We start from the raw sequence: 16,768 nt of genomic DNA on the forward strand, positions 1-16,768 counted from the left end.
TTCTGAACCGGCTGAAGGAGAGGAGCGAAACGCTATAATGGAATGGGTATGGCCTTGGATAACCACATTAGGGGAAGCATTTTTACAGTTGTTGATTCAGCCGTTTTATTATATAGCAGTTATTCTGATTGCTTTAATTTATCACCGTCAGTTGCTCCAGGAGCGTAAACTCTTCCATGTTCGTATGCAAAGCTCAATCACACAGACGATTCGAGCTGTCCTTGGTGGAATAATCATAGGCGTCATGGTGTCCCTGATATCTCTATTCCTTGGTGCACACCTTACGTTGGGCAGTCTGATTAGCATTTGGATTGCGGCTTTGGTCTTATCTCTGATTCGTATCCGTTATTTGTGTTTTGCATATGCAGCAGGGGCGCTGGGAATTTTACAATTTGCTCTAAATGTGGCTTCAAGTTGGCAGCCTGTAGGTATGCTTGGACAGGCTGTGGAGACTGTGCGTGCATTAGATATGCCGGCACTGCTCGTTCTGGCTGCATTATTGCATTTTGGTGAAGCAGCATTAGCTCGCATGCAAGGTGTATCTATGGCCTCTCCGTTTCTGATGGAAGGCAAACGTGGGAAGTTGGTAGGCGGGTATCAGATGCAACTCTTCTGGGCGATTCCGTTGCTGATTCTGGTTCCGACAACCGGAGGCATTACGGAACTGGCGTGGACTCCGCTGTTTCATGCAGGCCAGGGCTATACGCTGGTGGCTCTGCCGATCTTGCTCGGTCTTAGCGAGAACACACAGAGTATGCTGCCTGGGCGCAAACTCCAGCGCTCAGCCAAGCGCTTGATGCTGTATAGCTTGGCGTTGCTTGTGTTCAGTCTTCTTGCCGTATGGTGGTCACCTTTCACGGTGATTGCAGCGTTGGTTGCTTTTGCCGGACATGAGCTTCTGGTGTGGTATAGTGCGCTCGAGGAGCAGCAACTTAGTCCTGCATTTGTTCACCCGCAACATGGACTTAAGGTATTGAGCGTAATTCCGGATAGTCCCGCAGCAGAACTGGGAATTGAGGCAGGGGAAACCCTGTATAAAGTGAATGGGGTACTCGTTCATTCTCCTGAAGATCTGCACCGGGCACTTCGGATGAATCCAGCCTTTTGTAAGTTGGAGGTGCGTAATCATCAGGGAGAGAGCAAGTTTATGCAGCGTGCGATCTACGAAGGAGAGCATCACCAGCTTGGCGTTATTATGGCACCGGATAACCATGAGGTATGGGCGGTCCAACCACGTTCGGTGACGTTGTTTCAGGTGATTACGCTCAAATTATTCACTCACCGGAAAGAGCGGCGTGTGGACGGGGCTGTACTTGCCTTGCCACCAGCCTCTGAAGTTAGCGAAAAAGGATCGGTAGAGATGTAAAACAAAAAGGTATTTCCAGACGTCTTTGCGGGCGTAGGGAAGTACCTTTTTTGCTTTATTTTTTAAGCATAAAGATGGCGATTTGGGTGCGGTCCCGTAAATTTAGCTTACCGAGGATTTCCGTCACATAATTTTTGACCGTGCCCTCACTGAGAAACAGCTTAGCAGCAATCTCCTTATTGGATAACCCTTCAGAGATGGCCTCAGCAACGGAAAGCTCCGCACGGGTGAGACCGTACGTTTTAAGAGGCTCGTTTACAGGGGGAGAGGCTGGTGTACGGAGAAGACCCGCGAGTTTGCGTGCGATATCCGGGTGGATCAGCATATCCCCGTTATGAACAGTTTTGATGCCCTGTACGATACGGGCAGGAGGGACATTTTTGAGCAGATAACCGCTCGCTCCGTTCTGTATAGCCTGAATAATATATTCATCGTCGTCAAACGTTGTCAGCATCAGTACCTGTATATCTGGAAAACGGGTTTTGATTAAACGAGTCCCTTCGACTCCATCACATACAGGCATACGAATATCCATGAGTACCACATCTGCTGGTGTTCCTGATTCAAGGCAGGCAAGTGCTTCCGTCCCATTGGAAGCGGTACCTGTAACATGAATATCTGCATCAAGGCCAAGCACCACGCTCAGGCTTTCGCGGATAAAAGAATCGTCGTCGACAAGAAATACCTGAATATGTGCAGGCTGCTCATGAAGTGGGTTTTGGTTTACATCATTTGGTTCTGACATGAGCGTGTTCCTTTCCCTTTTTAGAGTAAACTTATTTTGTTCGAAACGGGGATGCGGGTGATGACTGTGTACGGATCAGTGGACTGAATTTCGACAGTGCCTCCAATGAATTGTGTACGCTGTCGCATGCCTTCATGCCCAAGACCTGTTGTTACGCCAGGATCTAAAAGGGAGTGAGTGCTTCCGTCATTACGGATGATCATACTGACCTCCTGATGCCCAAAGACCAGCTGCATACCAATGGACGAGGCCTTTCCATGTCTAAGTGCATTGGTCACGGCTTCTTTGGCATTTTTGTACAACACTATCTGTGTGCTTGGATAGAGAACATACGGCTGACCACATATCTCATAATTGGTTTTTATCCCCGTATCCCGCCCAACTTCCTCTAATAAGCGATTCAAAGCATAGGCATCAGAGGCATGGAAATCAGGACGCAATTTGTGAAGAGTGTTACGCATATCATCCATACTTGCGGCCAGTTGATCACGAATCTGTTTGACCATTTCGGTGCCCTGTTCGGTATTCAAGGGTATGGTGAGCAGGGCAGCCTCGGACATCATTTTCGTGCGGATCAGACGATGGCCAATATCATCATGAAGTTGTCTGGAGATTCGGATACGTTCTTCTGCCTGGGCTGCATCCTCCAATTGTTTTGCAAATAACATAAGCTGTGCGCGTGTCTCGTGCAGCTCATAATGTTTATGTCTTAGCTCGTCATACACATTCTCCAGTTGCTCCCGGCTATTTGCTGTTTTGGCCCCTTGCCAGGAGAGTGCTGCCGTCATCAACAAAAGCAGGTTACCGGCAATGCTTACCTTGACGGAGTCTGAGAACCAGGTGAAGATTTCAACTTGAACTGCCACGGCTTCAAGATTCAGCACAGGTGGAGTTGTATAATACCAATGCAGTGCAAAATTACTTGCAATAAGCTGAACCCCTAATATGACCCATCGTATAGATCCGTCTAACCGATACATATAAACATAGAGAACCGATAGGGAGATGAAAAACATAAAGGGGCCATATTGAGCCAGTAACCAGCTGGACCACAAGATTTCTGCCAGGAATAACAGTGATTGCTCTGCACCTGAACGAGTGAAACGGTTGGCTACCGCGAGTCCAGCCGCAATGAGGATGTACAGGGTGTATACTGCTTCGCTGTGCATAGGAAGGGTCAAACTGAACAGCACAGCGGGCACGAATAATAAACCATATTGCAGGAATCCCATGGGCATATGTAGTGACATCCTTTTTAGGGAGATTAAAAAATAAGATGATACTGTACCCTTGATTATAACATAGGCAATCCCAGGATCAGGAGATGACTTAAGTCACCTTTGATGTATGACTTTGTGTACCTTCGCCAAAGGTAGACATTCGTTACAATATACTTAGAAATATCGCGGCAAGAGCTCAAATGGAAGGGGCATAAGTGCATGAATATATTAGAAATGGATCACGTTGTCAAACGATATGGCAGCAAGTTATCGGTGGATCATCTGAACTTGAATGTAAAAAAGGGTGAAATTTTTGGTCTGCTTGGGCCAAATGGAGCGGGGAAAAGTACCACAATCAGCATGATTGCAGGTCTATTGAGCATGGATCAAGGAGAGATCAAGCTGGATGGTATATCGGTGAAGGAGCGACTGCTGGATGTGAAACGCAAGATTGGACTGGTTCCACAGGATTTGGCGTTATATGAGACGATGAGTGCTGCCGATAATGTTACCTTTTTTGCCCGATTATATGGTTTGCGAGGGAAAACGCTCAAAGAAAGAGTGCAGGAATCTCTTGAATTTGTCGGATTACAAGATAAGGCCAAGGAGGCGCCAGCAACCTTCTCCGGCGGGATGAAACGCAGGCTAAACATCGCATGTGCTCTCAGCCATCGACCCGATCTGATTATTATGGATGAACCCACCGTTGGCATTGATCCGCAGTCCCGCAATCATATTCTGGAATCGGTGCGAACACTCAACAAGATGGGCTCGACCATTATCTATACAAGTCATTATATGGAGGAAGTTGCCGCGATCAGTAATCGGGTAGCTATTATGGATCAAGGCCGAATTATTGCTTGTGGCACCGAGGCTGAGTTAAGGGAACGAGTAGCATCAGAGGAAAAAATCGTACTCACCACCTCGGGAATCGATGCCGGTGTTGTGGAAGAACTTAAGCTTCACCCGCGTGTACAGGCAGTCGAAGTCACCGAAGATACATTAACCATTATGCTGCCTTCGGCACAGCAAGCATTGCAGGATATGCTGTTTATTTGCAGCAAACATGACATGTCCATTCAATCTCTCCGGGTTGAAGAACCGGATCTCGAAACGCTTTTCCTCAATCTGACCGGGCGTACGCTCCGAGACTAGGAGGGCATAGGATGAACATATGGTATATTTGCATCTTTGAACTCAGACGTATTCTGAAAATCCGATCTGTGGTGGTAAATCTATTTATTCTGCCGTTGTTGTTGATCTTTATCTTAGGAACGGCTCTATCAAGCGCGATGGGAACGGGGAAGGAAACGACGCCTGATACGGTACGCGTGGGGATCGTGCAATCTACTGAAGCGGTATCGTCTCCCGTGGGTGAGGCACTGGCAGCATTTGTCGCTTCACCTGAGGTTGCGAAGATGATGAAGGCTCAAGATTTGTCTTCCCAGGACGAAGCGGTGGATGCGCTAAAACGAGGCAAACTTGATTTCGCAGTAATTATGACTACCGATATGGTTCAGCAATGGATGGCGGGAGAAACGGTGAAGCTGCAATGGATACTCGGGAAAGACAACACGTTGAATTACGTGGGGCAGACGTTGTTTACTGGCTTCACAGACGGGTTAAATCGACAGGCAGCGATGGCCAAAGTGCTCGGGCCTGAAACGATGAAGGAGATCGCGAGGCAAGCTGGCACTGAATCGGCATCAGGACATTCCAACATTATGGTTAGCAGCCCGGGGCATTCCGATCAATCCTACAGTGCTTCACAATATTACGCAGCAGCAATGCTAGCGATGTTTATGTTGTATTCCGGTATGACCACGATCAATAGCCTGTTTACAGAACGGGACAAAAAAACGCTCGCCCGTCTTCAAGCCGCTCCAGTGGGCAATGGAGTGATCTTTGCTGGCAAAATTGCCGGAAATAGCCTTCTTGCCTTTATGCAGGCCATGATTATTGTTGTCATGACAAATGTATTATTTGGTGTGGAATGGGGTGGTCATCCTTGGTTGGTCGTATTGATCTGTGTACTGATTACTCTGGCATCCATGACCTTGGGCATTATTGTTGCACTGGTCAGTAAAAACGCTGCTTCAGCCAATGCGTTGATGCAGAGCATCATCATTGTAATGACCTTTATCAGCGGTGGATTTACTCCGATCGCCCTCGATATTGTGCAGCATATCAGCGAGTTTACGGTCAATCACTGGGCGTTGCAAAGCTTCCTGAGCATGATGCTTGATGCATCGTTGCACGAGATCATGAACAATATTTTAATGCTTGGGGTTGTATGTGCAGTCCTGGCCGCCGCTGCTGCAGTGTTATACAGAAAGGTTGGATACCGTTATGAATAGTCTGCATATCGCTTGGCTGATGATCAGGAGGACACTTGGACGCAAACGTGGATTCATTGCCTTTCTGCTGCTTCCGTGTCTTGTGGTGACGGGGGCGGTTGCCCTTTTTGGAAGTGAACAGGCTAGCCGTGCGGTTATTCCTTATGTGAATATGGATCAGGGAATCGCAGGATCATGGATGATGAAAGAGCTCACACGCTCCAAAGAGTACAGTTTTAAACCTGTGAATAGTGAAGCAGAAGTCAAATCGGACGTTGTGCGGCAAAAAGGAAGCATGGGAATTGTGATTCCCGCGAATTATACCCAATTGCTACTGCAGGGCAAGCAGACAGAAATTAAATGGATTGAACTGCGTGTGAGCGAAAGTTCAACTATTCTTCGTGCAGCCGCCCAAGGGGTGGTGAATGGTTTGGAACAGTCGGCTTCTGCAGTTCGAGCATTTTCTTCGGTATCCTCTTCTAACGCTGATGTGACAAACCAGGAGGAGAGGTTCGCACAACTACTGCAAGAGATCGGCAGACATCACGTATCCGGGGAAGCACAGAACTTGCAATTATATCCCAAGCCGGGGTTAAATAACGTCACCGGATTTACAATCATGTTTATGATGGGGTTATTAACGAGTGCGGTTGCTGTTATTATGGAAGACCGAAAGCAGCGAACCATGGCTCGAATGTATACCGCTCCGGTCAGATCATATGAGATTGCGCTTGGTAATTTTCTAGGCAGTCTTGCGATTGGGGTCATCCAGGTTACTCTTGTGCTTGGCCTAAGTAGATGGGTTTTGCATTATGATGCAGGGATTCCGTTTGGTGTTCATTTTCTGATTCTTAGTGCGTTTATGCTTGTATCAATGGGACTTGCAAGTACTGTCAGCGGACTCATTCGTGAAACCAAAAATGCCAGTATGTTGAACTCCCTCATTATTGTACCAACCTGTATGATTGGGGGCTGCTTCTGGCCATTATCCATCATGCCGGAGTATATGCAGAAGCTCGCGAACTTTGTACCACAGAAGTGGACGATTCAGGCTGTAGAAACGATCTCTGCCGGAGGCACGTTGGCGGACATTGCCCTGCCGCTGCTGATCTTGTTTGCCATGGCCGTGGTCCTGTTAGCTGTCGGTTCGGTCATTCTTCGTCCTGATCAGCCAGGGATGGATGCGTAGTAAGGAGCGAGCAGAACTGGAGCGGGGTTACGATTACTGGTTATTGAGTATAATGCAAATATAAAATGAACAGAAAAAGCACGTCTGCCGGGAAGAATATCGCAGTACGTGCTTTTTGATGTATTTTTTTAACTTGCGGCAATCAACTAAGGTTGCAACTGGCGAAGTACCGTAATTTCAACCCGGCGATTCTTCTGTCTTCCAGCCGCAGTTTTATTATCTCCGGTTGGGCGAGTGTCCGCATAACCCGCGTATTGGAAGTGGTCGGGGTCAAGTTTACCTTGATCCAGAAAGAAGCGCAGTACTGATAACGCACGTTCACCGGACAACTCCCAGTTATCTTTAAAGGTGGAATTTGCCCCAATTGGAATATTGTCTGTGTGTCCCTCAATACTGACTACCATCTTAAGATTACGAAACAAACTGGCAAGTTTGCTGAGTGTGGGTGCAGCATCTTTTTTCAGGGCAGCTTGTCCTTGGTCAAACAGAAACCGGTCACTTAGTGTAATGGAGATGCCCTGCGGCTTGTCCGCCACAAAAATTTGATTATCCAGTTGATTATCCTCAATATACTGGGTAATCACATTGAAGAGATTTTGCAGTTCCTGCTCCTGTGTCCTGAACTGTTCTTCTCGTTCTGTGAGTGGACGGCTGTTTTCATCTGGGCTATCTTTACCCGAATCTGATGCCGGGTCTTGGTTATCCTCTGACCCTCCCTGAACCTGGGATGGAGGTGTCTTGGTAATCGTTTGACCAGGTGTCTCGCCGAGTCCATTCCCCAGCTCAAGGACAGAGTCTGATTTATTAAAAGTGGTTTGAAGGGATTGAGTCACGACATCATATTTACCAGTATCCAAGTTGCTCATGGCGTACATGATGACAAAAAAGATCAGCAGCAGCGTAATGAGATCGGCATAGGTAATCATCCACCGCTCCCGATGATCAGCAGTTTCACGTTTGGCACGTCGTTTACTGCGACGACTCATCCGATCCCTCCTTTGCCAGTGAAGGCTGTACAACTCGGCGATGTGAGAGTGTAAAAGACTCCAACCGTTTGCGTACAAGCTGTGGATTCTCACCATTCTGAATGGCAAGCACACCTTCGAGCATCATCTCCATGGATTGAACTTCATCAGCCCCTCTGGATTTGATTTTGGAGGCGATGGGTAAAAAGATCAGGTTAGCACTGGCAACCCCGTACAGGGTAGCGGTAAAAGCGACAGCGATGGCTGGTCCGAGTCCTGTTGGATCGGTTAAGCTCCCGAGCACCTGAATCAATCCCATTACGGTTCCGATGATACCCATCGTTGGGGCATAACCGCCGGCAGATTCAAATATTTTGGCATAACCTTCATGCTTTTGTTCAACGGAATCAATCTCCATCTCCAGAATCTGCCGAACGACATCCGGGTCTGTACCATCGACAACCATCTGGATCCCGTCTTGTAAAAATGGATGTGGATGATCGACTACTCTGCGTTCCAGAGCAAGCACACCTGATCTGCGGGCAATGGATGACATCTCGATCAGTTCTTCAACCCATTGTTTGGAATCATGAGGATGACGTCCAAACGCCATGCGTAAAGCAGCAGGAATCGTGCGCAGACGGTATGCAGGAAAGCTGGCTACTACGGCAGCGATGGTACCCCCGAACACGATTAAAGCAGCTGTTTTCTGCAACAGGCCAGATAACTGACCGCCTTCCCACAGAAAACCACTGATAACTGCGGCAATTCCGGCTATGATACCGATAAGTGTCGCAATATCCATAAATTAACCCACTCCTATCTTGATTTCACGTTTGCATCACTAAAACGAACAAGGTATAATTGGACGGGAACAAATATTCCTATTACTATAAGTTTTCCCAACTGGAAATTCGGGGAACTTCGACAATATATAGTGACTATTATTTTAGACGATAGGGTGAGATACGGCAATGAGCGATATTATTATGAGCGACAAAACGTTCGAAATCGAGTCAGAGTTTTCTCCCCAGGGTGATCAGCCTGCAGCCATCAAGGAATTGGTGCAGGGTGTCCAGGAAGGGAAGAGATACCAGACGCTTTTGGGTGCAACGGGTACGGGAAAGACATTTACCATTGCACAGACGATTGCCCAGTTGCAGCGTCCCACGTTGATTATTGCGCACAACAAGACACTGGCGGCGCAGCTGGCGAGCGAGTTTAAAGATTTTTTTCCGAATAACATGGTGGAGTATTTTGTCAGTTATTACGACTACTATCAACCGGAAGCCTATATCCCTTCCTCAGATACGTATATCGAGAAGGATTCGAGCATTAATGAAGAGATTGATAAGTTGCGACACGCAGCGACCAGTTCGTTGTTTGAACGCCGCGATGTCATTATTGTAGCGAGTGTGTCGTGTATATATGGTTTGGGTTCGCCTCATGACTATTCCAGCATGCTGTTGTCACTGCGAGTTGGGATGGAGAAGCCACGTAATCAGATTTTGTCCCGTCTCGTAGAGATACAGTACCAACGGAATGATATTAACTTTGTACGCGGCACGTTCCGTGTCCGTGGTGATGTTATTGAGATTTTCCCGGCCTCCAAGGGTGAACATGCGATTCGGGTAGAGCTGTTCGGGGACGAGATTGAGAAGATTACCGAGATTGACGTTTTGACCGGAGAATTAATCGGTGAGCGTGAGCATATTGCCATTTTCCCGGCATCTCACTTCGTAACCCAGGAAGAAACGATGCGCGTGGCACTGGTGAACATTGAGCGTGAGCTGGAAGAACGTCTCGAAGTGTTGCGTGAGCAGGGCAAGTTGCTGGAAGCGCAGCGGCTGGAGCAGCGTACACGTTATGATATTGAGATGATGAAGGAAGTTGGATTCTGCTCAGGGATCGAGAACTATTCCGGGCCGCTGACATTCCGTGAACGTGGGGATACACCCTACACACTGATGGACTACTTCCCGGATGACATGCTGATTGTAGTGGATGAGTCTCATGTAACATTGCCACAGATCCGCGCAATGTACAATGGTGACCAAGCAAGGAAGACTGTGCTGGTGGATCATGGTTTCCGTCTGCCTTCTGCATTGGATAATCGCCCGCTTAAGTTTGAAGAGTTTGAAGGAAAAATGAATCAAATCATCTATGTATCTGCCACACCGGGACCGTACGAAATTGAGCATACCGATACGATGGTTCAGCAGATTATTCGTCCAACGGGTCTGCTTGATCCTATTATTGAGCTGCGTCCAACGAAAGGGCAGATTGATGACCTGATTGCGGAGATTAACGATCGGATTGCCAAAGATGAGCGTGTGTTGATTACTACGCTGACCAAGAAGATGTCGGAAGACCTGACGGATTACCTGAAGGAAGTTGGCATTAAGGTTAGATATCTGCACTCGGAGATCAAAACGCTGGAACGGATGTCAATTCTGCGTGATCTCAGGCTGGGTACCTTCCATGTGTTGATTGGCATTAACTTGCTGCGAGAAGGTCTGGATCTACCAGAGGTATCGTTAGTGGCTATTCTCGATGCGGATAAAGAAGGTTTCCTGCGTTCCGAGCGTTCCCTGATTCAGACGATCGGGCGTGCCGCGAGGAACAGTGAGGGTAAAGTTATTTTGTATGGTGACAAAGTGACGGATTCCATGGATAAAGCGATGAAAGAGACGGAACGACGTCGTACCATTCAGATGGAGTACAATGAGAAACACGGCATTACACCACAGACGATTCGCAAAAAAGTACGTGATGTGATTGAGGCAACGAAGGTTGCTGAATCCAAAAACGAGTACCTGACTGGCGCTGCCGAGAAGATGTCGAAGAAAGAGCGGCAGTCGCTTATTCAGCGTCTAGAAGCAGAGATGAAAGACGCAGCCAAAAACTTGCAGTTTGAGCGTGCCGCCGAGCTTCGTGATGCACTGCTGGAATTGCGAGCAGAATAGATATAAATCGATAGAGGAAGAGTTTCCTTGATTGAAACTTTGTGTTAAGAGAACGGCCAGTTGGCCGTTCTCTTGTTGAGTAAAGAAATGCATCCGTTGACCCGATAATAAGACATGTTGAAATCACAAAATCGAGTCAATACTAATAGGAACGATGAATTTGGTTAAAAGGTTTATAGAAAAGCAATGAGAGGATGAATACCATTGGCGAGCGAGAACATTGTCATCAAAGGCGCACGAGCGCACAACTTGAAAAACATCGATATCACCATTCCGCGTGACCGCTTTGTCGTATTGACTGGTTTGAGCGGATCAGGCAAGTCCTCGCTAGCGTTTGATACGATCTATGCCGAAGGACAGCGGCGTTATGTAGAATCATTGTCAGCCTATGCACGTCAGTTTTTGGGTCAGATGGAGAAACCGGATGTTGATTCCATTGAGGGTTTGTCGCCCGCGATTTCAATAGATCAGAAAACAACAAGCCGTAACCCACGTTCCACGGTAGGAACTGTTACCGAAATCTATGATTACCTGCGTCTCCTGTTTGCACGTGTCGGTCACCCGCATTGTCCGGATCACGGGATTGAGATTACATCACAAACGGTGGAACAGATGGTGGATCGTATTATGCAATACCCTGAACGTACCCGGTTACAGATTCTGGCTCCAATTGTTGCGGGGCGCAAAGGGGAACATAAAAGTGTATTTGCTGATGTGTCCAAACAGGGTTTTGTACGTGTACGGGTTAATGGGGAACTACGTGACCTATCGGAAGATATCCAACTGGAGAAAAACAAAAAACATACAATAGATGTTGTCGTTGACCGGATCGTTGTAAAGGATGACGTTCAGGCACGCCTGGCAGACTCTATTGAGACGGCTCTCAATCTGTCCGGCGGGCAGCTGCTCGTTGATATCATTGGTGAAGAAGAGCTACGTTTCAGTTCGAATTTTGCCTGCCCGGTCTGCGGATTCAGCATCGATGAGCTGGCACCTCGGATGTTCTCTTTTAACAGCCCATTTGGTGCTTGCCCGGATTGTGACGGTTTGGGTGTCAAAATGATTGTAGACCCGGATCTGCTTGTGCCGGATCGCAGCAAAACGATTGAAGAAGGAGCGTTTGATGCCTGGACAGGAGGAACGTCCACGTATTATCCGCAATTTCTCCGCTCAGTATGTGAACACTTTAACATTCCGCAGGATGTACCTGTCGAGGATCTGCCTGCTGATCAGATGAACAAACTGCTGCAAGGGACAGGCACGGAGAAAATTCGATTCCGTTATGAAAATGATTTTGGACAACGCAAAGAAGCATTAGTTACGTTTGAAGGCATCGTTAATAATCTGGAGCGTCGTTATCGCGAAACTGCTTCTGAAGGCATCCGTGAGTTCATTGAAGGATACATGAGTGCGAAGCCTTGCGGGACATGTAAAGGGCAGCGTTTGAAACGCGAAAGCCTTGCAGTAACCATTAATGATCACAACATGGCTTATGTAACAAGTCTGTCTATTGGTGAAGCGGGACGATTCTTTGATTCGTTGCAGCTGACCGAAAAAGAGCAAACCATTGCCAAACTGATCCTGAAAGAGATTAACAGTCGTTTGGGCTTCCTCGTTAATGTAGGTCTGGACTACCTGACGTTAAGCCGTGCCGCTGGAACGTTGTCCGGTGGTGAAGCACAGCGGATCAGACTAGCCACTCAAATAGGTTCGAGCCTGATGGGAGTGCTCTACATTCTGGATGAGCCAAGTATTGGTCTACACCAACGGGACAATGATCGTTTGATCTCCACGCTGGCACATATGCGTGATATCGGAAACACATTGATCGTGGTAGAGCATGATGAAGATACCATGATGGCTGCGGACTACATTATCGATATTGGCCCAGGTGCAGGGATTCACGGCGGTATGATTATGTCACAGGGTACACCGGAAGAGATTATGAATGATGAAAACTCATTAACGGGTCAGTACCTTAGTGGACGGAAGTTTATACCGATTCGTAACGAACGCCGAAGTGTGGGGGATCGCTGGCTGGAAGTACGCGGAGCCAAAGAGAATAATCTGAAGAATCTGAATGTAAAAATCCCTGTAGGGGTATTTACCGCTGTAACGGGAGTGTCCGGTTCGGGTAAATCTACGCTGATCAACGAGATTCTGTACAAAACGCTGGCACGCGATCTGAACCGTGCGAGAGTACGCCCTGGGCAACACAAGGAGATTCGTGGATTGGAGCATATCGATAAAGTGATTGATATCGACCAGTCGCCGATTGGACGCACACCACGTTCTAATCCGGCGACGTATACGGGTGTTTTTGATGACATTCGTGATCTGTTTGCACAGACGAACGAAGCCAAGGTGCGTGGATACAAAAAAGGTCGTTTCAGCTTTAACATCAAAGGTGGACGTTGTGAAGCTTGCCGAGGAGACGGCATTATCAAAATCGAGATGCATTTCTTACCGGATGTATACGTACCATGCGAGGTCTGCAAAGGCAAACGGTACAACCGCGAAACACTAGAAGTGAAATACAAAAACAAAAATATTTCGGATGTGCTCGAGATGACAGTGGAGGACGCTACTCAATTTTTCGAGAATATTCCGAAGATTCATCGCAAAATGCAGACATTGCTTGATGTCGGCCTCGGTTACATTAATCTGGGTCAACCTGCTACAACACTGTCTGGTGGTGAAGCACAGCGTGTGAAGCTTGCTTCTGAGTTGTATCGCCGGAGTACTGGCAAAACGATTTATATTCTGGATGAGCCGACCACTGGTCTGCATGTTGATGATATCGACCGTCTGCTTACCGTATTACATCGCCTCGTCGATTCCGGAGAATCGGTGCTTGTCATTGAGCATAATCTGGATGTCATCAAAACAGCCGATTATATCGTTGACCTAGGTCCAGAAGGCGGAAGCGGGGGCGGTACAATTGTAGCGACAGGAACACCAGAAGACATAATTAAGGTAGAAGCTTCGTACACAGGCAAATATCTTAAACCTGTACTGGAGCGCGATACGGAGCGGAGCAGAGCTCTGCAACTGGCAGACTGATAAAAGTACAGCAAAACTGCAATTTGGAATGCGGACTTGTGAGATGTTCGATTAGGTAACGAGTTGAAATAAAGATGCGAACCTTCTTTGCCCGAGAAAAAGGCAGCGGATGACAATCCACTACCTTTCCTGTGGTGAGGAAGGTTTTTTGTATGACGTTTAAGAGTAGTAGGATAAGTTGGGGGAAAGAGAAATGGGCGTTAAAAAGTTGAGGTGAGTCCACGGATTTTATAAAAATAAGGAAAAGAAACAAGAAACAAGAAACGAGAAGTAAGAAGTAAGAAGTAAGAAGTAAGAAGTAAGAAGTAAGAAGTAGTATGGAACATTACAAAGCAGTAAGACATTAAATTAAGAAGGAACCCACGTTGGATGAGTTAAGTTAACTTAAGTATATATTTGGGCTAAAGTGTATTTATTAAATGAGTCGTTCGGGTACCCAATGCCAGTGTAACTCACTTGTGATTTGCCGGCTCAACCAGACAGTATCTAACGATCACAGGAGAGCTTATTCAAGCAAAATCAGGTAACTCAGAATTCTAACGATCACCAGCGACGCTATTACATCAAAAAACCGGGTTTTACGCTGATTTTCGACGATTTTGAGTGAAATAGCGTTTCTCATGATCGTTAGATTTTGAAACAGGTGATAATCGGGCCCAATAAGCTTCGTGGTGATCGTTAGCGTGTAGAACTTACATGGTAACTTCAAGGGACTCAAAGTGACTACATAGAACAACATGACAACATGGACAGTTTGAAAAACATGAACAACATAGTGACTACGGTGTGGTTACTGCATGGAACTGTGTGGAACTTCATAGTGATTATATAGTGAGTACATGGAACTGCATGTGACTGCCTCTGTTACCTGCTCCGATCATCTTTATATCTTATCTGTTTCCTGTGTACGTCTTTCGTTAGTTGTTAACATGGTGATCTAATGAAAGTGTTTACATATTAGACTGGATAAGCTTTCACAAGCTAATCGGTCAATATGGATTTTTTTCATTTTTCTGGATGATAGGGCTTGCATTACTAACAGTGTACAGATAACATAGAGGAAGAGTTTAGGGTATGCGTTAAGTTGTTCAACTATGGTGAGGAGGTCTGTCTATCCATGCTGCTTGCAGAGGCTGCCACGGCGAGTACATCGAATTTTAATGCATTTGATATTTTTGTCATCTTGTTTACAATCCTGATTTTTATCGGACTGGTTCGTCTGCTTCGGGCCCCGAAGAAAAACTTGTTTGCCATCGGGTTTACAGTTGTCAGTCTGCTGGTATTTTTGATGACAGACTACGCGATGATCACAGGCTGGTTTGGTTAACAGAGACACACTGCCAGTGAGTGTAGTAGCGTTCTAACTGCATCGTCAGAGATATGAGCATGATTAACACAAATGTAGTTGTCTCAAAAATTTACAGCTATTCTAACACACATTAGAGACACTCCAATGCAGTAGACATACCAATAACACATGAGCAGTATGAGACACTTTCCACGATGGATATGGAAGGTGTTTTTTCATGTCTGTAAACCTCGAAGAAATGAATCTCTTTTTGTCGAAAAAGAACGAAAATTAAAACGATTGTACAGGCATAATTTGTATGATACATTGAGGGATACCGGTATTGCAGATGAGAGAGAAGATAGATTCGGCCAAGAATCAGCTGTCCAGTCTCGCAAGAAGGATGTATAGAGAGGGTCAGGTGAAATCATGAAAAGGTTTTTAAAGAGAGCAACAACTATGATGATGGTTATGGTGCTCTCCATTGGTATGGCGGCTACGGCTGGAGCTGCATCTTCTAAGACAGGCATGCAAGCCAAGGTGATCGACGGCCAGGTGTATGTGAATACCAAAGATCTGGTGAAGATGTTCGGTGGCAGTGGTCAATACGACGCCAAATCTGGAACGTATACATACAAGGGAAATGCAAATATCCCGCAAGTGATCGAGAAGGTATCCCCGTCCGTAGTAGGAATTATCGGCAAAACGACGGAAAATCAGAACGGGTCGGCTAATGACCGTTATAATCTGGCACATGGCACAGGCGTTATCATTCGCTCTAACGGATGGATTGTGACGAACGCTCATGTGGTAGATGAGTTGATTGATCCAGTCGTGGTAACGACAGACGGTAATACATACAACATTACAGAATCATTCAGTGATCCGTTAAGTGATCTTGCGCTGGTTAAAATTGATGCTAAATCTCTCAAACCTGCGGTCTTTGCTAAAGCTACGCAGGCTGTTGTAGGGGAGACAGTCATTGCGATCGGTACGCCGATCTCCTTTTCGTTGCGTAATTCAGCTACGGTTGGTGTGATCAGTGGCCTGAATCGCGGCGTGGAAGCATCTTACCGTTTAATTCAAACGGATACGGCTATTAATCCTGGGAATAGCGGGGGACCGCTGGTTAACCTGAAGGGGGAAGTCGTTGGTATTAACTCGATGAAGTTCTCTGCAGTGGGCATTGAGAGCATGGGGTTTTCCATTCCGGTGGATACCGTTAACTTTGTTATTAATCAATTTTTCAAATATGGAACGATCAAACGTGCGAGTCTCGGATTACAACTGGAAGAGAGCTGGTCTGCCATCGTAGGTTTGCCTGCGGAAGATCCGTTGACGGTTACGGGTGTACTGAGTCCTGAAGCGAAGAAAGCCAAGATCAAGGAAGGGGATGCGATTTACAGTGTGGCGGGCAAACGTGTATCTTCAGTTGTAGATATTAACGAATTGCTCAAAGCGTATTTACCTGGACAAAAGGTGAAACTGCTGGTGCAAACCGATGGTGACATCGTAACTCGCACCGTAGTTCTTGTGGATCGATCTTCGCTGGAGGACAAGTCAGAGGAATCACTTCCAACGGATGAAGAAGAATAAGGCCCAGCAAGTAACCCGAATTTAGAGAGGACGA

General features: G+C 46.7%; 12 protein-coding genes. 8 read left to right on the top strand and 4 right to left on the bottom strand.

The features are described 5' to 3' along the window. The first annotated feature begins 37 nt into the window (after positions 1–37). On the top strand, positions 38–1,366 hold the full coding sequence (locus ACR8BL_RS19935; RefSeq protein ID WP_434749220.1) for a PDZ domain-containing protein: 1,329 nt from the start codon (positions 38–40) through the stop codon (positions 1,364–1,366). A 55-nt stretch (positions 1,367–1,421) separates the two neighbouring features. Here the strand turns inward: ACR8BL_RS19935 and ACR8BL_RS19940 are convergent, their stop codons facing one another. Then, positions 1,422–2,111: a response regulator transcription factor gene (locus ACR8BL_RS19940; protein WP_434749221.1), complete on the bottom strand. Its 690-nt coding sequence runs from the start codon at positions 2,109–2,111 to the stop codon at positions 1,422–1,424. Between the two features lie 20 nt (positions 2,112–2,131). Then, positions 2,132–3,349 carry a sensor histidine kinase gene (locus ACR8BL_RS19945; protein ID WP_434749222.1) on the bottom strand — a complete coding sequence of 406 codons (1,218 nt, stop codon included), beginning with the start codon at positions 3,347–3,349 and terminating at the stop codon, positions 2,132–2,134. A gap of 201 nt (positions 3,350–3,550) precedes the next feature. On the opposite strand from ACR8BL_RS19945, the gene ACR8BL_RS19950 reads away from it, so the two are divergent. From ACR8BL_RS19950 to ACR8BL_RS19960, 3 genes are read left to right on the top strand one after another with little or no spacing between them, the layout of a single operon-like run. Continuing rightward, positions 3,551–4,486 (top strand): ABC transporter ATP-binding protein, encoded by a 936-nt coding sequence (locus ACR8BL_RS19950; RefSeq protein WP_434749223.1) that lies wholly within the window; start codon positions 3,551–3,553, stop codon positions 4,484–4,486. Positions 4,487–4,497: 11 nt separating this feature from the next. Further along, positions 4,498–5,688, top strand: coding sequence for an ABC transporter permease (locus ACR8BL_RS19955; protein WP_434749224.1), 1,191 nt, complete (start codon positions 4,498–4,500; stop codon positions 5,686–5,688). Further along, the gene (locus tag ACR8BL_RS19960; RefSeq protein WP_434749225.1) at positions 5,681–6,856 is read left to right on the top strand and encodes an ABC transporter permease; all 1,176 of its coding nucleotides are present in this window, start codon (positions 5,681–5,683) and stop codon (positions 6,854–6,856) included. Before ACR8BL_RS19955 ends, ACR8BL_RS19960 begins: the two co-directional genes overlap by 8 nt. A 146-nt stretch (positions 6,857–7,002) precedes the next feature. Here ACR8BL_RS19960 and ACR8BL_RS19965 read toward each other — a convergent pair whose 3' ends face one another. Next, positions 7,003–7,842: a flagellar motor protein MotB gene (locus ACR8BL_RS19965; RefSeq protein ID WP_434749226.1), complete on the bottom strand. Its 840-nt coding sequence runs from the start codon at positions 7,840–7,842 to the stop codon at positions 7,003–7,005. Next, positions 7,826–8,626, bottom strand: a complete 801-nt coding sequence (locus ACR8BL_RS19970) for a flagellar motor protein (RefSeq protein WP_434749227.1) — start codon at positions 8,624–8,626, stop codon at positions 7,826–7,828. Before ACR8BL_RS19970 ends, ACR8BL_RS19965 begins: the two co-directional genes overlap by 17 nt. A 169-nt stretch (positions 8,627–8,795) precedes the next feature. Here ACR8BL_RS19970 and uvrB point away from each other — a divergent pair, with 169 nt between their 5' ends. The 4 genes from uvrB (at position 8,796) to ACR8BL_RS19990 (ending at position 16,734) form a co-directional block, all read left to right on the top strand. Beyond that, positions 8,796–10,787 (top strand): excinuclease ABC subunit UvrB, encoded by a 1,992-nt coding sequence (gene uvrB / locus ACR8BL_RS19975; RefSeq protein ID WP_434749228.1) that lies wholly within the window; start codon positions 8,796–8,798, stop codon positions 10,785–10,787. 204 nt (positions 10,788–10,991) lie between these two features. Further along, positions 10,992–13,850, top strand: a complete 2,859-nt coding sequence (gene uvrA, locus ACR8BL_RS19980; protein ID WP_434749229.1) for an excinuclease ABC subunit UvrA — start codon at positions 10,992–10,994, stop codon at positions 13,848–13,850. Positions 13,851–14,967: 1,117 nt separating this feature from the next. Then, entirely contained in the window at positions 14,968–15,177 is a 210-nt protein-coding gene (locus ACR8BL_RS19985) for a hypothetical protein (RefSeq protein ID WP_090923015.1), read from the top strand. 390 nt (positions 15,178–15,567) lie between these two features. Then, positions 15,568–16,734 (top strand): S1C family serine protease, encoded by a 1,167-nt coding sequence (locus tag ACR8BL_RS19990; protein WP_434756415.1) that lies wholly within the window; start codon positions 15,568–15,570, stop codon positions 16,732–16,734. Positions 16,735–16,768: the final 34 nt, after the last annotated feature.

It is taken from the genome of Paenibacillus amylolyticus, assembly GCF_051136285.1.
In the GTDB taxonomy this organism is placed as follows: Bacteria; Bacillota; Bacilli; order Paenibacillales; family Paenibacillaceae; genus Paenibacillus; species Paenibacillus amylolyticus_F.